This is a genomic window from Pseudomonas sp. G7(2022), from assembly GCF_052660475.1.
Genome location: NZ_CP109659.1, coordinates 2515239 through 2536670 on the forward strand (window position 1 = coordinate 2515239; position 21432 = coordinate 2536670).

Annotated in this window: 2 protein-coding genes; both read left to right on the forward strand. The window is 63.8% G+C overall.

Going from position 1 to position 21432, the window contains the following annotated elements; all coding sequences use genetic code 11:
• Positions 1 to 88: 88 nt before the first annotated feature.
• Entirely contained in the window at positions 89 to 13087 is a 12999-nt protein-coding gene (locus NE357_RS11360) for an amino acid adenylation domain-containing protein (RefSeq protein ID WP_445576630.1), read from the forward strand.
• Positions 13084 to 21384, forward strand: coding sequence for a non-ribosomal peptide synthetase (locus NE357_RS11365; RefSeq protein WP_169429923.1), 8301 nt, complete (start codon positions 13084 to 13086; stop codon positions 21382 to 21384). Before NE357_RS11360 ends, NE357_RS11365 begins: the two co-directional genes overlap by 4 nt.
• Positions 21385 to 21432 lie beyond the last annotated feature (48 nt).

Sequence of the window (21432 nt, forward strand, 5' to 3'; positions counted from 1 at the left end):
CGATGTTTTAGCTTTTCCAGGCTGCGCGCAGCCGTACGGACTCGCCGCTGCGCGCTCCTTTTTTCTGAATTTACAGCAGGTTACCCCCATGCAATTTCGCGAGCTGATGGCCGTTATTTCCACCCATGCGATCCGCCTTCAACAGGACGATGAAGACCTGGTCATTCTGGGCGATGACGACGCACTGGACGATGCGTTGTGGGACAGCCTCGCCAAACACAAGGCGCAGTTGCTGGAACTGGTGGCGAGCCACGGCGGCGACTGGTCGAGCCCGGCGCTGCGCATCACCCCGGACATGCTGCCGCTGGTGCAGCTGGATCAGCCGGCCATCGACCGTATCGTTGCCACGGTGCCGGGTGGCGTGGCGAATGTGCAGGACATTTATCCGCTGGCACCGTTGCAGGAGGGGCTGTTGTATCACCATCTCTCCGCACCCGAGGGTGATCCCTATGTGTCGCAGGCGCGGTTCACGTTCGACAGTCGCGAACGGCTGGAGGCATTCACCGAAGCGTTGCGTCGGGTGATCGAGCGCCATGACATTTTGCGCACCTCCATCCTCTGGGAGCATCTGGACGAACCTGTGCAGGTGGTCTGGCGTGAAGCCCCGCTGGTCTGTGAGGAAGTCGATCTGAATGACCGCGAGGACATCCTCGCGCAATTGCTGGCACGCCACGACCCGCAATACTTTCGCCTCGACCTGCGACAGGCCCCGTTGTTGCGGCTGGTGTTCGCCGAGGATCCGGCCAACGACCGGGTGGTCGCGTTGTTGCTGTTCCATCACATGATCATGGATCACGTCGCGCTCGATGTGGTGCGCCGGGAAATTCAGGCCTATCTGTCCGGCCGCGACGCCGACGTCGCGAGGGCGGTGCCATTTCGCGATCATCTGGCGAGGGCGCGCCTGGGGTCGGATGAGCAAGCGCATCAAGACTTTTTCCGCGAGATGCTCGGCGACATCGACGAGCCGACACTGCCCGGTGGCTTGCACGACGTACAAGGTGACGGACAGGGCATCGAGGAAGTCTCGTGCATGCTCGACAGCGATCTGAGCCAGCGCCTGCGTATCCTGGCGCGACAATCGGGCGTGAGCGTGGCGAGCCTGATGCACCTGGCCATGGCGCGAGTGCTTGGGCAACTGTGCGGGCGCTCGGCGGTGGTGTTCGGCACCGTTCTGTTGGGACGGATGAACGCGGCTGACGGTGTTGAACAGGCATTGGGGATGTTCATCAATACCTTGCCTTTGCGGGTGGATGTCGGCGCGTCGAGCGTTCATGACGGCGTGCTGGCGACGCACCGGCGCCTGACCGCGCTGCTCGCCCATGAGCAGGCGTCCCTGGCACTGGCCCAGCGTTGCAGCGCCGTGGCGGTACCGACGCCGCTGTTCAGCGCCATGCTCAACTACCGCCACAGCAGCGTGGAGGAAGTCGCCGAGGTGATCGAGCTGTCACCGGGGGTGCAGGTACTGGGCGCCCGCGAGCGCACCAATTACCCGCTGACCGTCAACATCGATGACCTCGGTCAGGACCTGCGCATCACGGTGCTGGCCGATGTGGCGCTGGGTGCCTCACGAATCGCCGGTTACCTGCGCACGGCACTCGACAGTCTCGTCGATGCGTTGCAGAACAACCCGCAAGCCGCATTGCACAGCTTGAACATACTGCCGCCCGCCGAGCGTGAACACTGGCTGTATGGCGTCAACTCACCGAAGGCAACGTTTCCCGACACGCCTTTGATCCATCAGCAATTCGAAGCGCATGCGCACAATCGGCCCGAGGCGGTTGCGTTGCTGTTCGAGGGCCGTACTTACAGCTATGGAGCACTCAACCGACAGACCAACCAGGTGGCCCATCGTTTGCTCGCCCTTGGCATTCGTCCGGATGACCGGGTAGCGATCTGCGTCGAGCGCGGCCCGCAAATGATCGTCGGCCTGCTCGGTGTGCTCAAGGCGGGTGCCGGTTACGTGCCGATCGATCCGGCTTATCCGCTGGAGCGCATCACCTTCACCCTGCAAGACAGTGCGCCGGTGGCGGTGCTGATGCAGGCCGCGACTCTGGATCGGATTGCCGGGCTCTCCGTGCCGCAGATCGACCTTGACGACCAAGGTTTGCAAAATGAACCGGAGTCCAATCCACAGATCCCGGACTTGAATCCGGCGCATCTGGCCTACGTGATCTACACCTCGGGTTCCACCGGGCTGCCCAAAGGCGTGATGGTCGAGCACCGCAACGTGGCACGTCTGTTTGGCGCGACCCACGACTGGTTCCGGTTCAGTGCGCAAGACGTCTGGGCGTTGTTCCACTCGTTTGCCTTTGACTTCTCGGTCTGGGAAATCTGGGGCGCGCTGGCTTACGGCGGTCAGTTGCTGGTGGTGCCGCAACACATCAGCCGCTCGCCGGACGAGTGTTACGCGTTGCTCTGCCGCACGGGTGTCACCGTACTCAACCAGACGCCGAGCGCGTTCCGTCAGTTGATCGCTGCCCAGGGCCGCAGCCCGTTGCAGCATTCGCTGCGCGAAGTGATTTTTGGCGGTGAGGCGCTCGATCCGGGATCGCTCAGACCCTGGTACGCGCGGATCGGCAACGCCGGCACCCGGCTGGTGAATATGTATGGCATCACCGAAACCACGGTGCATGTGACCTATCGACCGCTGGTGGCGGCAGATGCGCAATTGACCGCCAGCAGCCCGATCGGCGTGCGCATTCCCGACCTGCAGCTGTACGTCCTCGATGCCCGGCGGGAACCGGTGCCGGCCGGGGTGACCGGTGAGTTGTACGTGGGCGGCGCCGGGGTTGCCCGAGGGTATCTGAATCGTGAGGCGTTGACTGCCGAGCGCTTCATCGCCGATCCGTTCAGCGGGCATGCCGAAGCGCGTTTGTACAGGACCGGCGATCTGGCACGCTGGACGGTGGACGGCGAACTTGAATACCTGGGACGCAACGATGACCAGGTGAAAATCCGTGGTTTCCGTATCGAACTTGGCGAGATCCAGGCACGTCTTGCCGCCTGCGACGGCGTGCGCGATGCGGTAGTGATAGCCCGCGAGGACAGCCCCGGCGACACGCGTCTGGTGGCCTACTGGCTGGCCGCCGAAGGTGTCGAACCGAGCGTTGCTCAACTGCGCGATCACCTGCTGGCCTCGCTGGCCGAGCATATGGTGCCGGGCGCGTTCGTGCGCCTTGATGCCTTCCCGCTGACGGCCAATGGCAAACTCGATCGCCGGGCGTTGCCGCAGCCTGACAACGAAGCCTTCGCCCGGCGGGCGTTTGAAGCACCGCTTGGCGAAATCGAAACCCGCATCGCCGTGATCTGGCAGACCTTGCTCGGGCTGGACCGGGTGGGCAGGCATGACAATTTCTTCGAGCTGGGCGGTCATTCGCTGCTGGCGGTGAAGCTGATCGAGCGCATGCGTCAGCAGGACATGCAGTGCGACGTCCGTGTGCTGTTCGGCCAGCCGAGCGTGGCGGCACTCGCGGCGACGCTCGGTAGGACCTCCACGTTCAGCGTCCCGGCCAATCGCATCGAACCCGGTTGCACCCGCATCACCCCGGACATGCTGCCGCTGGCCACGCTGGATCAAGCGGCCATCGACCGTATCGTTGAGACCGTCGAGGGCGGTATCGACAACGTGCAGGACATCTATGCCCTGGCACCGTTGCAGGCGGGCATCCTCTATCACCATCTGGCCATTGCCGACGGTGACCCGTACGTGTTGCAAGCGCAGTTCGCCTTCGACGGACTGGCGCAGATCAAGGCGTTCGTCCGCGCATTGAACAGCGTCATCACCCGGCACGACATCCTGCGTACCAGTGTGGTCAGGGAAAACCTCGACGAGTCAGTGCAAGTGGTGTGGCGTACGGCGCCGCTGGCACTGGAGCGGGTGGATGCCGATCCGCAGGACGGTGATGTGTTGCAGCAAATGCAGGCACACTTCGATCCGCGACACTATCGCCTGGACTTGCAGCGTGCGCCGTTGATGCGCTTCGCCTACACCGAAGACCCGTTGCAAAACCGCTGGGTCGCAATCCTGCTGTTGCACCACATCGTGCTCGATCACACCGCGCTTGAGGTGTTGGTGGCCGAGATGAGCGACGCCCTTGACGGGCAAGTCGACGCGCTGCCGCCCCCCGTGCAATACCGCAACTATGTCGCTCAGGCCCGTCTCGGTTCGAATACCGGGGCACATGAAGCGTTCTTTCGCGACATGCTCGGCGACATCGTTGAACCGACCCTGGCGTTCGGCCTGCGAGACGTACTCGGCGATGGCACAAACATCGTGGACAGCGAACTGGCACTGGATGAGCATCTTGCCGGGCGCCTGCGCCAACAGGCCCGCACGCTGGGCATCAGCGTTGCGAGTCTGGTGCATCAGGCCTGGGCCCAGGTCCTTGCCCAGATCTGCGGGCGCGAGGAGGTGGTATTCGGCACGGTGCTGCTGGGGCGCATGCAGGGTGGAGAGGGCGCCGACCGTTCCTTGGGTATGTTCATCAACACGCTGCCGCTGCGGGTCAATGTCGGGGCGACGGCGGTGGAGGCGGGTGTCAGGGCGACCCACGAGCGTCTGGCGCAACTGCTGGTGCATGAGCAGGCGCCGCTGATGCTGGCTCAACGTTGCAGTGGCGTGACGGGTTCAGAACCGCTGTTCAATACCTTGCTCAACTATCGCCACAGCGCGCAACAGACGGCTACGCCGGGATGGGAGGGCATCCGGATTCTCGATTCTCGTGAGCGCAGCAACTATCCGCTGGTGGTCAGCGTCGATGACCTTGGACAGGGTTTCCGGCTGTCTGTACAGGCAGTGCACGAAGTGGATGGCGCGCGGGTCTGCGATTATCTGCAAACGGCGTTGGACAATTTGCTGAGCGCGCTGGAACAGGATCGCCATGCGCCATTGAATCAGGTGGCGATTCTGTCGGCGGCCGAACGCCAGCGCGTGCTGGTCGGTTTCAATATCACCGGTCGCGACTTTGCCCACGGTCATGTTGTGCACCAGTTGTTTGAAGCGCGAGCGGCGATCCAACCCGACGCTGTGGCAATGGTGCAGGGCGGGCAACGTCTGAGCTACGACGGGTTGAACCGCCGCGCCAACCGCCTGGCCCATCACCTGATCGGTCTCGGCGTGCAACCGGACGATCGCGTCGCGCTCTGCGTGCAGCGGGGTCCGCAGATGCTGGTCGGGCTGCTGGCGATCCTCAAGGCTGGCGCCGGTTATGTACCGGTCGATCCGGCACATCCGGCAGAACGGATCACTTATCTGTTGCAGGACAGCGATCCGGTGGCGGTACTGGCACAGACGGCCACTCGCGATCTGCTGGGCGCCGTGCCGGTGATCAATCTTGACAGTGACGCCTGGCAGCATCTGCCGGACAGCAATCCACAGTTGCCGGACCTGACCCCCGAGCATCTGGCCTACGTCATCTACACCTCGGGCTCCACCGGCCAGCCGAAAGGCGTGATGGTCGAACACGCGACCCTGGAAAACCTTGTGCACTGGCACGCCGAAGCCTTCGACCTGCACGCCGGCAGCCACACCGCCAGCGTTGCCGGGTTCGGCTTTGATGCGATGGCCTGGGAAGTCTGGCCGGCGTTGTGCGTCGGGGCGACGTTGCACCTGCCACCGGAATCGGTGAGCAATGAGCACCTGGACGAACTGCTCGACTGGTGGCGAGCGCAGCCGTTGCAGGTGAGTTTCCTGCCGACGCCGGTGGCCGAATACGCCTTCAGCCGCGAGCTGCAACACCCGACCCTGCGCACGTTGCTGATCGGTGGCGACAAGCTGCGTCAGTTCAACCGTGCGCAGACCTTCGCGGTGATCAACAACTACGGCCCGACCGAAGCCACGGTGGTCGCCACGTCCGGCCCGGTTGAAGTGGGTCAACCGCTGCACATCGGCCGGCCGATGGCCAACGCCCGCATCTATCTGCTGGATGACCAGCAACGCCCCGTGCCAGTAGGTGTGACGGGCGAGTTGTACGTCGCCGGCGCCGGTGTGGCGCGGGGCTACCTGAACCGTCCCGATCTGACCGCCGAGCGCTTCCTGAATGATCCGTTCAACGAAGGGCGCATGTACCGAACCGGCGACCTCGCACGCTGGTTAGCGGACGGCAATATCGAATACCTGGGCCGCAACGACGATCAGGTGAAACTGCGCGGTGTGCGGGTTGAACTGGGGGAAATCGAAGCAGCGCTGGCCAGCCATCCGGCAGTGCAGGACGCAGTAGCGCTGGTGCGCGACGGCCAGTTGCTGGTGTGGTTCACCGAGCGTGCACCGGCCGATATCGAAGCCCTGCGCAATCATCTGCAAACCCGATTGCCGCAAGCCCTGATCCCGGCCGCCTACGTGCGACTCGACGCCTTGCCGCTGACCGCCAACGGCAAACTCGACCGCAAGGCCTTGTCGGAACCGGATCAAAGCGCCTGGCTCAGCCGTGAATACGAAGCCCCGCAAGGCCCGGTGGAATCTGCGCTGGCGCAGATCTGGGCCGATGTCCTGAAGCTGGAAAAGGTCGGTCGCCACGACAACTTCTTCGAACTGGGCGGCCACTCGTTGCTGGCGGTCAGCCTGATCGAACGCCTGCGCCAGATCGGCCTCAACACTGACGTGCGCGTGCTGTTTAGCCAGCCGACCCTGGCAGCGCTGGCCGCGGCGGTGGGCAGCGGTCGTGAAGTCGAAGTGCCGGCCAATCGCATTCCGGCCGGCTGCACCCACATCATCCCGGAGTTGCTGAGCCTGACCGAGCTGGATCAGGCCAGCATTGACCGGATCGTTGCCACCGTGCCCGGCGGCGCCGCCAACGTGCAGGACATTTATCCGCTGGCGCCGTTACAGGAAGGCATTCTTTACCACCACCTGAGCGCCGCCGAGGGCGATCCCTACTTATTACAGTCATGTCTGGCCTTTGCCAGCGTCGAGCGCTTGCACGCTTTTGCCAACGCCTTGCAAAAGGTGATTGCGCGTCACGACATCCTGCGCACCAGCCTGGTGTGGGAAGGGTTGCCGAGCCCGCAGCAAGTGGTGTGGCGAGAGGCCGCGCTGATGGTTCAATCGGTGGCTCTGAGTCCGCTGGACGGCGATATCCTCCATCAGTTGCGCGCACGGTTCGATGCCCGGGATTTTCGCCTCGACCTCGGTCAGGCACCGCTGATCCGTCTGATGTATGCCGAGGATCCGCTGCATGGCCGGGTGGCAGGCGTTCTGTTGTTCCATCACGTCGTGCTGGATCACACGGCGCTGGAGGTGGTTCGCCGGGACATGCAGGTGTATCTGCCGGGGCAGATTGAGTCTTTGCCGCCCGCCGCGCCGTACCGCAACTACGTCCATCAGGCCCGCCAGGGCATCAGCGAGGAAGAACACGAAACCTTCTTTCGCGAAATGCTCGGTGATATTGACGAGCCGACCCTGCCATTCGGCTTGCAGGACGTACAGGGCGATGGCCGCAACATCGAGGAGTATTCGCTGGCCCTGCCGCTGGAACTGAATCGGCACCTGCGCCGCCAGGCGCGGCAATTCGGGGTCAGCGTCGCGAGCCTGTTTCATCTCGCCTGGGCACGGGTGCTGGCGGCGACCTCCGGACGCCGGGACGTTGTGTTCGGCACGGTGCTGCTGGGGCGCATGCAAGGCGGCGAGGGCGCGGATCGGGCATTGGGGATGTTCATCAACACCTTGCCACTGCGCGTGCAGGTAGACGGACAGCGTGTGAGTGAAGCGGTTCGCACGGTTCATGAGCGGCTGGCGGCTTTACTGGGACACGAACATGCGTCGCTGGCCCTGGCTCAGCGTTGCAGCGCCGTGGCCGCCCCTTTACCGCTGTTCAGCGCGGTACTCAACTATCGACACAGCGGCCACGACGCTGCGCGACAGACGGTTGATCAGGTCTGGCAAGGCATCGAATTCCTGGCCCAGGACGGCCGCACGAATTATCCGCTGACCCTCAGCATCAATGACCAGGGCGATGGCTTCAACCTGTCGGTGCTGACTCCGGATCATGTGGGGGCGCAGCGGGTCTGCGAGCTGATGCACACCGCTCTGACGGAGCTGGCGACAGCGTTGGCTGACAACCCCGGACAGGCCTTTGAACGTCTTAACGTGCTGTCAGCGGCGGCGCGCGCGCAGCTGCTTGGCGACTTCAATGCCAGCGCCGCGCATTACCCTTCAGCGCAAGGTGTTCATCGTCTGTTCGAAGCGCAGGTTGCGCGCACGCCGGATGCCGTGGCGGTTCAGGCGGGCACGCAGCGCCTGACGTTCAGGCAGTTGAACCAGCGCGCCAATCGCCTGGCCCATCATCTGCAGGGGCTGGGTGTCACCACCGAGACGCGAGTGGCGATCTGTCTCAAACGCAGCCCGGACATGCTGGTCGGCTTGCTGGCGATCCTCAAGGCCGGCGCCGCTTATGTACCGGTCGACCCGGCTTATCCACCCGAGCGCATCGCTTACATGCTGGCCGACAGTACGCCGAGGGTGGTACTGGTTCGCGACGCAGCACTGTCTGATCAGGCTGGCGTACCGGTGATTGATCTCGCCCATGAAACCTGGTCAGGCCTGTCGGTTGCTGATCTGCAGGTCGCCGATTTTACGCCGGACAACCTGGCCTACGTGATCTACACCTCGGGCTCCACCGGCCAGCCGAAAGGCGTGATGGTCGAACACGCGACCCTGGAAAACCTTGTGCACTGGCACGCCGAAGCCTTCGACCTGCACGCCGGCAGCCACACCGCCAGCGTTGCCGGTTTCGGTTTCGATGCGATGGCCTGGGAAGTCTGGCCGGCGCTGTGCGTCGGTGCGACGTTGCACCTGCCGCCGGAAACGGTGAGCAACGAGCACCTGGACGAACTGCTCGACTGGTGGCGAGCGCAGCCGTTGCAGGTGAGTTTCCTGCCGACGCCGGTGGCCGAATATGCCTTCAGCCGCGTGCTGCAACACCCGACCCTGCGTACCTTGTTGATCGGTGGCGACAAACTGCGTCAGTTCAACCGTGCGCAGACCTTCGCGGTGATCAACAACTACGGCCCGACCGAAGCCACGGTGGTCGCCACCTCCGGCCCGGTTGAAGTGGGTCAACCGCTGCACATCGGCCGGCCGATGGCCAACGCCCGCATCTACCTGCTGGATGACCAGCAACGTCCGGTGCCTGTGGGGGTGACGGGCGAGTTGTACGTCGCCGGCGCCGGTGTGGCGCGGGGCTACCTGAACCGTCCCGATCTGACTGCCGAACGCTTCCTGAATGATCCGTTCAACGAAGGGCGCATGTACCGCACCGGCGACCTCGCGCGCTGGCGGGCGGACGGCAACATCGAGTACGTGGGCCGCAACGACGATCAGGTGAAACTGCGCGGTGTGCGGGTTGAACTGGGGGAAATCGAAGCGGCGCTGGCCAGCCATCCCGCGGTGCAGGACGCAGTAGCGCTGGTGCGCGACGGCCAGTTGCTGGTGTGGTTCACCGAGCGTGCGCCGACCGATATCGAAGCCCTGCGCAATCATCTGCAAACCCGATTGCCGCAAGCCCTGATCCCGGCCGCCTACGTGCGACTCGACGCCTTGCCGCTGACCGCCAACGGCAAACTCGACCGCAAGGCCTTGCCGGAACCGGATCAAAGCGCCTGGCTCCGCCGTGAATACGAAGCCCCGCAAGGCCCGGTGGAAGCCGCGCTGGCGCAGATCTGGGCTGACGTCCTGAAGCTGGAAAAAGTCGGTCGCCACGACAACTTCTTCGAACTGGGCGGCCACTCGTTGCTGGCGGTCAGCCTGATCGAACGCCTGCGCCAGATCGGCCTCAACACTGACGTGCGCGTGCTGTTTAGCCAGCCAACGCTGGCTGCACTGGCCGCGGCGGTGGGCAGCGGTCGCGAAATCGAAGTGCCTGCCAACCGCATTCCTGCCGACTGCACCCGCATCACTCCGGAGTTGCTGAGCCTGACCGAACTGGATCAGCCAAGCATCGACCGGATCGTTGCCACGGTGCCGGGTGGCACTGCCAACGTGCAGGATATTTATCCGCTGGCGCCGTTGCAGGAAGGCATCCTCTATCACCACTTGAGCGCGGAGCAGGGTGACCCGTACCTGCTGCAATCGCGGCTGGCCTTCGACAGTCTCGAGCGGCTCGACAGCTTTGTTGCGGCGCTGCGCCAGGTCATTGCGCGTCACGACATCCTGCGTACGGCGGTGGTCTGGCAGAAACTGGCCGAACCGATGCAAGTGGTGTGGCGTCACGCAGACCTGCCGGTGCAGGCGATCGTGCTCGATCCGGCGGATGGCGACATCCTCGAGCAGTTGCACGAGCATTTCGATGCCCGGCACTACCGCCTCGACATCAGACAGGCGCCATTGTTGCGTCTGGTGTATGCCCGTGATCCGGCTCACGACCGGGTAGTCGCGATGTTGTTGTTCCACCATCTCGTGCTCGATCACACCGCGCTGGACGTGGTACAGCACGAAATGCTCGCCTGCCTGCAAGGGCATGAAGCTTCGCTGAAGGCGGCCGTGCCTTACCGCAACTACGTGGCGCAGGCGCGGCTGGGTGTCAGCGAGCAGGAGCACGAAGCGTTCTTTCGGGAAATGCTCGGCGACATCGACGAGCCGACCCTGCCGTTCGGCTTGCAGGATGTACAAGGCGACGGTCGCGACATCGAGGAAACGCAACAGGCGCTGACCGCCATAACCAGCCAGCGTCTGCGCAGCCTGGCCCGGCAACTGGGCATCAGCGTGGCGAGTCTGTTCCACCTCGCGTGGGCCCAGGTGCTGGCGGCGACGTCGGGTCAGGAGCGGGTGGTGTTCGGCACGGTGCTGATGGGCCGGATGCAGGGCGGTGAGGGTGCCGACCGGGCGCTGGGGATGTTCATCAATACCTTGCCGCTGCGGGTCGATCTGGGGGCAACCCCGGTGCGCGAAGGCGCTCGGGCGACGCATGCGCGGCTCAGTGCGCTGCTCGGCCATGAACACGCGTCACTGGCGCTGGCCCAGCGTTGCAGCGGTGTGGCCGCGCCGTCGCCGCTGTTCAGTTCGATGCTCAACTACCGGCACAGCGCCGACGAGGCGCAACAGCAAAGCGTCCGTCAGGCCTGGCAGGGTATCGAGACCCTGAGCAGCGAAGAACGCACCAACTATCCGCTGAGCCTGGGCGTCGATGATCTGGGCAGCGGATTTGTGCTCACCGCCATGACCCCTGCGAGCATCGGTTCGCAACGCATCTGCGACTACATGCAGACCGCGTTGGAGAAACTCGCGGACGCCCTTGAACAAGCACCGGATCAGCCGCTGAACCGCTTGCCGATCCTTGAAGGCGCAGAACGTCAGCGAGTGCTGTACGACCTCAACGCCACCGGCACCGCAGACAATCTGGAGCAAACCGTTCACGGGCTGTTCGAAGCGCAAGTCCAACGTACGCCGCAAGCCATCGCGTTGCAGGCCGGTGTACGGCAACTGACCTACGCCAAACTCAACGCTCAGGCCAACCGTCTGGCGCATCACCTGCGCGAACTGGGCGTGGGGCCGGATTCGCGGGTGGCGATCTGTGTCGAGCGTGGGCTGGAACTGATCGTCGGTCTGCTCGGCATTCTCAAGGCCGGCGGCGCCTATGTGCCGCTGGACCCGGCGTACCCGGCGGAACGTCTGGATTACATGCTCAAGGACAGCGCCCCTGTGGCGGTGCTGGTGCACGGGGCGACTCGTGCATTGCTCGACGAAAGCGCCGCGCTGGTGATCGACCTGGATCAGGCGCACTGGACATGCAACCCGGATGACAACCCGCAAGTGCCGGGCCTGAGCGCTTCGAACCTGGCCTACGTGATCTACACCTCCGGTTCGACCGGGGCGCCGAAAGGCGTGATGGTCGAGCATCGCGGCGTGGGCAACCTGTTGCACTGGAGTTCGCAGCTGTGTCCCGCCGTGACGGACGGTGCCCTGTTGCAGAAAACCCCGTTCAGTTTCGATGCCTCGGTCTGGGAGCTGTTCTGGCCATTGAGTACCGGACTGCGTCTGGTGCTGGCGCGTCCTGACGGGCACCGCGAGCCAGCGTATCTGGCGCGGGTGATTCGCGAGCAGCGGATCGGCGTGGTCCAGTTCGTGCCGGTGCTGTTGCAACAGTTCCTCGAGCAGGACGACGTCAGCCAGTGCAGCAGTCTCACCGACGTGTTCTGTGGCGGCGGCGACCTGACGCCGGCGCTGGCTCGTCTTGTGCGCGAGCGCTTGCCGCAAGTGCGTTTGCACAACGTCTACGGCCCGACCGAAGCGACGGTCGACAGCACGGTGTGGACGCTGGAGCCGTCGATGCCGGTGCCGGACAGCGCGTTGCCGATCGGACGGCCGATCAACAACACCCGTTTGTATGTACTGGATGCCGCCGAGCGGCCGGTGCCGATGGGGGTCATCGGTCAGTTGTTCATTGGCGGTGCCGGGGTTGCGCGGGGTTATCTGGGCCTGCCGCAATTGATGGCCGAACGGTTTATCCCGAGCCCGTTCGTGACCGGCGACCGGTTGTACGCCACGGGCGACTTTGTGCGCTACCGCGTCGATGGCCAGCTCGAATTCATCGGGCGCAACGACTTCCAGGTCAAGCTGCGTGGCCTGCGCCTGGAGCCGGGTGAAATCGAAGCGCAGTTGCTCAGCCATCCAGCCCTGCGCGAAGCCGTGGTGCTGGTGCGTGAGGAGCGTCTGGTGGCGTACTTCACCTGGCACGCCGAGGCCGGTCAGCCGGGGATCGAGGCATTGCGCGAGCACTTGCTGGCACGCTTGCCCGATTACATGGTGCCGTCGGCATTCGTCGCGCTCGACAGCCTGCCGCTGAGCCCCAACGGCAAGGTGGATCGCAAGGCGCTGCCGGCACCGGATCAGGCTGCGGTCAGTCGCCGCGAATACGAGGCGCCGGTCGGCGAGATGGAAATCCTCCTTGCGCGACTGTGGTGCGAATTGCTCAAAGTCGAACGCGTCGGGCGGCAAGACCATTTCTTTGAGCTGGGTGGGCATTCGTTGCTGGCAGTCAATCTGATCGGGCGTCTGCAACAGGAAGGTATCGAAGCCGATGTCCGGACGTTGTTCGAGCAACCGACTCTGGCTGGTTATGCAGCCATCACGGAAAGAATGGAGATCGTCCTGTGAACCTGAATGAACTGTTGGCGACACTGAAGACAAAAGACATCCAGTTGGCAATCACGGACGGGCAATTACGGGTCAATGGCAACAAGCAGGCCCTGAGTGAGCCGGGTTTGCTGGCCGCGTTGCGCGAGCACAAGCCGGCATTGATCGAGCTGATCGAGGCGGGCGATTACTCGGCCGCACGGGAAGGGCAGGTTGAAGTGCCGGCCAATGCAATTTCACCGGGCACCACACGGATCACCCCGGCGATGCTGACGCTGGTTGACCTTAGCCAAGACACCCTCGATCAAATTGTCGCGCAGATCCCTGGCGGCGGCGCCAATGTCCAGGACATCTATCCGCTGACGCCGTTGCAGGAGGGCATCCTCTACCACCACGCGAGCGCTGCACAGGGTGATCCGTATGTGATGCAGGCGAAATTCGCGTTCAGCGGACTCGAGCGGTTCGAGGCATTCGTCCAGGCGTTGCAGACCGTCATCCAGCGCCACGACATTCTGCGCACCGCCATCGTCTGGGAAGGACTGGACACGCCGGTGCAAGTGGTCCTGCGAAATGTCGGGTTGCCTTTGGAAGCAATGCAGCTCGATGCGGCTGAAGGCGATGTCCTGGAACAGTTGCATGCGCGATTTGACGCCCGGCACTTTCGCCTCGACGTGACTCGCGCGCCGCTATTGCGCCTGGCCCATGCCTGGGATGCAGAGGCCGGGCGTATCGTCGCCATATTGCTGTTTCACCACATGGCGATGGATCACTCGGCGCTCGCTGTGGTCAGCGAGGAAATGCAGGCTTGCCTGTCAGGGCAGAGCGCCAGACTGGGACCGCCCGTACCGTTTCGCAATTATGTCGCCCAGGCGCGACTAGGCATCAGCGAGTCGGAGCACGAGGCATTTTTCCGCGAGATGCTCGGTGATATCGACGAGCCGACGTTACCGTTCGGTCTGCAAGGCGTGCATGGCGATGGCAGTGACATCGAAGAATGTGGTGTGCCACTTGACCCGCTGCTGGGGCAGCGCCTGCGAGCCAGTGCCCGGTCGCTCGGTGTGAGTGTCGCGAGTCTGTTCCATCTCGGCTGGGGGCAGGTCCTCAATGCACTCACCGGAAAGTCGGCTGTTGTGTTCGGTACCGTGTTGATGGGTCGGATGCAAGGGGCGGAGGCGACCGACCGCGCGCTGGGCATTTTCATCAACACCTTGCCGCTACGGGTCGAGGTCAGCGCGCTGGCAGCAAGCGAGTCGGTGAAGGCCACCCATGCACGTCTGACCAGCCTGATGCGCCATGAGCACGCCCCGCTGGTGCTGGCCCAGCGCTGCAGCGGGGTGGTCGGGTCATCGCCGCTGTTCAATTCGCTGCTCAATTATCGGCACAGCACCTCGAGTGCCAATGCCAGTGCCGAAGCGCTCTCGGCCTGGGAGGGGATCAGCGTCCTGCATGCGCAAGAACGCACCAATTACCCGCTGACCTTGAGCATCGATGACTTTGGCGATCACTTCAGCCTGACGCTGCTGGCCACCCGTGAAGTCGAGGCGCAGCGGATCTGCGGCTATATGTTGTGTGCCATGGAAAACCTGTTGCAGACGCTGGAGCAAGCGGCGGATACGCCGTTGAGCCAACTGTCGGTGTTGCCCGCCCCGGAGCGCGAACAGCTGTTGACGGGGTTCAACGCCAGCAATGTCGAATACGTTCGCGGACAGACGATTCATCAACGCTTCGAGGCGCAGGTCGTCGCGCGACCGCAAGCGTTGGCGGCGGTGCACCTGGACAAGCAACTGACGTTCGACGAACTGAATCGCCAGGCCAACCTTCTGGCGCATCGCTTGATCGATCTGGGCGTGCGACCGGATGACCGGGTAGCCATCGTCGCCCGTCGAGGACTGGACACCCTGGCCGGAATGCTCGCAGTCCTCAAGGCCGGCGCCGGGTATGTACCGATCGACCCCGCGCATCCGGCCGAACGCTTGAATTATCTGCTGGGTGACTGCGCACCGGTGGTGATCCTGACCTCACGTGACCTGCTCGCACGGCTGCCGACGCAGGAGCGGCCGGTGCTCGATCTCGACCCTTGCACCTGGCGCTCAGGCAATGACACCAATCCGCTGGTGCCGGGACTGTCCGAAGCGAACCTGGCTTATGTGATCTACACCTCGGGCTCCACCGGTTTGCCCAAGGGCGTAATGGTCGAACATCAGACACTGGCCAATCTGGTCGACTGGCACAGCAACGCCTTTGACCTGTGCGCCGGTCGCCATACGTCGAGTCTGGCCGGGTTCGGCTTCGACGCGATGGCCTGGGAAGTCTGGCCAGCTCTGTCCGTTGGCGCGACCCTGCACCTGGCGCCCGCTCAGGATGGCGGCGAAGACGTCGACGGGCTGCTGGCCTGGTGGTGCGCGCAACCGCTGGATGTGAGTTTCCTGCCGACGCCCGTCGCCGAATACGCCTTCAGTCGGCATCTCGAGCACCCGACATTGCGCACCTTGCTGATCGGCGGCGACCGCTTGCGTCAGTTTTCGCGCAATCAGCATTTCGATGTGATCAACAACTATGGCCCGACCGAAGCCACCGTCGTTGCCACGTCCGGACGGATCGAGGCGGGGGAGGTGCTGCACATCGGTAAACCGGTGAGCAATACCTCGGTGTATCTGCTCGACGACCAACAGCGCCCGGTGCCGATCGGTGTGTCCGGCGAGCTGTATATCGGTGGCAGAGGCGTAGCGCGCGGCTATTTGAACCGTGCGCAACTGACCGCTGAACGCTTCCTGCCGGACCCGTTCAGTCAACGCCCGAATGCGCGTATGTATCGCACCGGCGACCTTGCCCGCTGGCGCCGGGACGGGACGATCGAATACCTGGGGCGCAACGATGACCAAGTGAAAATCCGCGGCATGCGCATCGAACTGGGGGAAATCGAAAGCCGTCTGCAGCAGCTCCCCGGCATTCAGGAAGTGGTGCTGCTGGCCCGTGAAGACGAGCCCGGACAACCACGGCTGGTGGCCTATTTCACCGAGCAGGCCCAGGTGCAGCCACTGGCTGTGGCGCAACTGCGCGAGCATCTGCTGGGCCAGTTGCCCGAGTACATGGTGCCGGTCGCGTTCGTCAGACTCGACAGCCTGCCGCTGACCGCCAATGGCAAACTCGATCGCAAGGCCCTGCCGTTGCCGGAGCGCACGGCGCTGCTCACACGCGAGTACGAGGCGCCGCAAGGCGAATTGGAATGCACGCTGGCGCAGATCTGGGCCGAGGTTCTGCAGGTCGAGCGGATAGGGCGTCAGGATCATTTCTTTGAGTTGGGCGGACATTCGTTGCTGGCCATGCGCATGGTTGCGCAAGTGCGCCAGCGGCTGGGCGTGGAGCTTGCGCTCGGCGAGTTGTTCGCCAATGCCGACCTGACGTCGGTGGCGCAGTCGCTCGCCCGGGCCGGACGCTCGACGCAGCCGCCGATCCTGCCGGTGCCACGGGAAGGCGTATTGCCGCTGTCGTTTTCCCAGCAGCGATTCTGGTTTCTGGCACAGATGGAAGGTGCCAACACGGCTTACAACATTCCGATCGGCCTGCGTCTGCGCGGTGTGCTCGACGCCGATGCGCTACAGCGGGCGCTGGCCCGGATTGTCGCCCGGCACGAAAGCCTGCGCAGCCGCTTCGCCCCCTGCAATGGCGACGCCCAGGTGCTGATTACCCCGCCCGACAGCGGCGTGCTGCTGCGTGTCGAGGACTTGCGCCAGCACCCGCAGGCCGACAAAGCCTTGCAGGCGCTGATTCAGGGGGAAGCTTCAGGCCCGTTCGACCTGCAGGACGATCCGTTGATTCGCGGGCGACTGGTGCGTCTGGCCGACGATCACCATGTGCTGCTGATCACCTTGCATCACATCATCTCCGACGGTTGGTCGATGGAGGTGCTGACCCGCGAGCTGATGGCGTTGTATCAGGCTTTCAGTCAAGGGCTGGAGGACCCTTTGCCGCCGCTGACATTGCAATACACCGACTATGCCGTCTGGCAGCGACGCTGGCTGAGCGGGGAAGTATTGCAGCGCCAGAGCGACTACTGGCAACGCACGCTGGCCGATGCGCCAGTCTTGCTGACGTTGCCTGCCGACCGACCGCGACCACCGCAACAGGATTACGCCGGCAGCAGCGTCGAAGTATGCCTGGACGAGCGCTTGAGCGCCGGGCTCAAAGCCTTGAGCCAGCGCCATGGCGTGACGCTGTACATGACGATGCTGTGCGCGTGGGCGATGCTGCTCAGTCGTTTGTCCGGGCAATCGGACGTCGTGGTCGGCTCACCGGTGGCCAACCGTTTGCGGGCCGAAATCGAGGGACTGATCGGGTTGTTCGTCAATACCCTGGCGTTACGCATCGATACCTCCGGTGAGCTGAGCGTCGAAGCGTTGCTGGCACGGGTCAAGGCGCTGACCTTGCAGGCCCAGGACCATCAGGACCTGCCCTTCGAGCACGTGGTGGAAATCGCCCGACCGGCCCGCAGCCTGGCCCACAGTCCGCTGTTCCAGACCATGTTCAACTGGCGCAACAGCGACGGGCCGGTATTGGCGCTGGGGGATCTGACCCTGGAAGCGGTGGCCGAGCCGAGTCACTTCGCCAAGTTCGACCTGACCCTGACCCTGGGTGAATCGCCCAACGGGATAAATGGCTGGATGGAGTACGCCACAGCGCTCTTCGATGAGGCAACGGCGCGGCGCTATATCGGTTACTTCCAGCGTTTGTTGCAGGCCATGGTCAACAACGACCAGGCAGTGCTGGAACACGTGCAGATAATCGAGGATCAGGAACGCACGCAGTTGCTCGACGAATTCAACGCCACCGCGCGGGATTGTCCGCAAGTGTTGACCGTGCACCGGGTCTTCGAGATGCAGGCCGCCGAGCATCCGCAAGCCGTCGCTGCGGTGCATGGGACGCAGGTGTTGAGTTACGCAGAATTGAACCACAGCGCCAATTGCCTGGCTCATCATCTCATCGCTCAAGGTGTGCGGCCCGGTGATCATGTGGCGATTCTGTTGCCACGCTCTCTGGAGCTGCTGGTCGCACAGTTGGCGATCATCAAGTGTGCGGCGGCCTATGTGCCGGTGGACATCAACGCACCCGCCGAGCGTCAGGCATTCATGGTGCAGGATTGTCAGGCGGTCGCACTGTTGACCGGCAGCGATCAGACCATCGATTACCCGGTCCGGCGAATGGATCTGGATACCCTGGCGCTTGCCGGGAGTCCTTCGCACAACCCGGATCTGCCTCAGTCCTCGGAGGCGTTGGCGTACATCATGTACACCTCGGGCTCCACGGGCACCCCGAAGGGGGTCATGGTGCCGCATCGAGGCATTACACGCCTTGTGATCGATTGCGGCTATGCCGATTTCAACCCGCGTGACCGGGTGGCATTCGCGTCGAACCCGGCGTTCGACGCGAGCACCATGGACATCTGGGGCGCCTTGCTCAACGGTGGACAGGTGGCCGTGATCGATCATGGGATCTTGCTCGACCCGCAGGCATTCGGTCGGGAACTGGAGCGCTGCGGGGCGACGATCCTCTTCGTCACCACCGCGTTGTTCAATCAGTACGTGCAATTGATTCCCGAGGCGCTCAAAGGGCTGCGCATCCTGCTGTGCGGTGGCGAGCGTGGTGATCCGGCGGCGTTTCGAAAGCTGCTCGCCGAAGCGCCGGACCTGCGCCTGGTGCATTGTTATGGCCCGACCGAAACCACAACGTACGCCACCACCTTCGAAGTGCGTGAGGTGGCGCCGGATGCGGACAGCGTTTCGATTGGCGGCCCCATCGGCAATACCCGCGTATATGTGTTGGATGACCGGCAACAACCGGTGCCGTTCGGCGTCACTGGCGAGTTGTACATCGGCGGTCAGGGGGTTGCACTGGGCTATTTGAATCGGCCTCAACTCAGTGCCGAGAAATTCCTCCGGGATCCGTTCAGCGACAATCCGCAAGCCTTGATGTATCGCACGGGCGACCTGGTGCGCTGGCAGGCGCCGGGGCGACTGGAATGCATCGGCCGCAACGATGACCAGGTGAAGATTCGCGGCTTCCGCATTGAGCTCGGGGAAATCGAAAACCGCCTGTTGAGCTGTCCGGGCGTCAAGGAAGCGGTGGTCCTGGCCCGACGCGACGAACAGGAGCCAACGCGGCTGGTGGCCTATTACACCGCGCACGATTCGGAACTGCAGAGCGCTACTCTGCGCGCACTGCTGCAAGCCAGGTTACCGGAGTACATGGTGCCGACCGCCTGGGTGGCGCTGGAGAGCCTGCCGCTGAACAATAACGGCAAGGTCGATCGTAAAGCGTTGCCGGCACCGACACATCAGGCGCTGCTCATTCGTGACTACGAAGCGCCGGCCAATCCTCTTGAGGCGTCTCTGGCCGGGCTCTGGGCTGAAGTGTTGCAAGTCGGACGGGTAGGACGCCATGACAACTTCTTCGAACTGGGCGGGCATTCGCTGCTGGCGGTGCGGCTCGTCGACCTGATGCAAAAGGCCGACATGCCGGTTTCGTTGGCCGAGCTGTTCCAGCATCCAACTGTCGAGGCTACTGCCACGCTGTTGTGCCAGCGCAATGACGCTGTGCGGCGTCATGACGGCGTGATCGTGGTGCGTGCAAGCGACCGGGGCACGCCGTTGTTCCTGGTGCATGAGTTCAGTGGTCAGGACCTGTATTTCCCGGCGCTGGGCATGCACATCGGCGGCGAGTTTCCGATTTACGGCTTGCCGGGTATCGATCCCGGTAGCGCGCAACTGCGCACCATGGAGTGCCTGGCAGCCCGGCTGGTCGAGGTGATCCGCGCCAGACAACCCCACGGCCCCTATCGGCTTGCCGGTTGGTCGTTCGGTGGTGTGCTGGCTTATGAAATCGCGTCGCAACTGCTCGGGTTGGACGAGGCAGTGGCGTTCGTCGGGCTGATCGACACCTACGTGCCGCGCCTGGCCGATCCGAACAAGGCGCAGTGGAACGATGCACATGTGCACAAGCGCCAATTGCTTTTGCATTGCACGGCGCATTGGGCCGGGCGTGAGACCCAGGGGCAGCAAGCACTGGCGCGTCTGGCCGTGTTGCAGACCGAACTTGAGCAGTGGGCGTTCGCCGATTTGTTCAACCATTGTCACGAACAACAGCTGCTCAGACCCGAGCTGGCAGCTGTCGCGTCGGCGGATGCCTGGCATTACCTCGACCGGGAGGTGGCCCACGGACATGCGTTGGCCCATTACCGGATCAACCCGATCGGTCTGCCGTTGCATCTGCTGCGTGCCAGGGAGCGTTCGGCGCCAATGTCACGACTCAGCCCCACGTGCGGTTGGGCTGAAGAACTGCCAGGTGTGGAGCTGAACTGCATTGATGTTCCGGGCGATCACCAGAGCATGATGAAAGCACCGCACGTTCAGGCGCTGGGGCAGGCCCTGACTCAGGCGCTGGAAACGGCAACCGCGCCAGCGCCAACGGCTTATCAGCCGATCCTGACGATTCAGACCGGTCACACCGGGCATGCACCGATTTTCTGCGTGCCGGGGGCCGGGGACACTGTCACCGGGTTCATCCACCTGACCGAGGCGCTGGGGCCGGAGTGGCCGATTCATGGGCTGCAACCCCGAGGCCTCGACGGCGCGACCGTGCCGCACAGCAGGGTCGAAAGCGCCGCCACGTTCTACCTGCGGGCGCTTGAGCAGTTGTACCCGCAGGGACCGGTGCATCTGATCGGGCATTCGTTTGGTGGCTGGGTGGCTTACGCCATGGCGGCGCAGTTGCAGGCGGCGGGGCGCGAAGTGGCGTCCCTGACCCTGATCGACAGCGAATCACCTGGCGGCAACAGTGTGGTGGGCAAGCCATATACCACGACGGCGGCGATGTTGCGGCTGATCGAGTCGCTGCAGTTGTCCAGCGGCAAGTCTCTGGGCATCGATGCGCTGGCCTTCGCCGAGGCCGACGACAGCACGCAAATGCGCCTGCTGCATGACGGGATGGTGCGCGCGGGTGTGCTGTCCGAACGTGCGTCAGTCGATGCGATGCAGGGGCCGGTACGCACCTTCGCCACGGCGCTGCGTACGGTCTATCGACCGGCGCTGGCCTATACCGGGCCGGTGCGTCTGGCGCTGGTGGACGACCCGACCCTGGACGCCTCGGGCAACCGGCGCGAACAGACGGCGATGCTCGAAGGCTGGCAGCGCGAGGCCAGGGATCTGGCGGTGTGGTACGGCCCGGGCAACCATTTCACGATCCTCAAGGCGCCCAACGTCTTCAGTCTTGCGGCGTGGTGGCATGACGGGCTGACGGTGGCGGCGGGTCAAGTGTTGTCCTGATTGAAGCTTTTATCCTGGAACCCGGCCGCTGGCCGGGCTCAACCCTGA

What these genes read in the sequence shown, in the direction of transcription:
- NE357_RS11360 (WP_445576630.1), top strand. Translation starts at nt 89, where the DNA reads ATGCAATTTCGCGAGCTGATGGCCGTTATTTCCACCCATGCGATCCGC.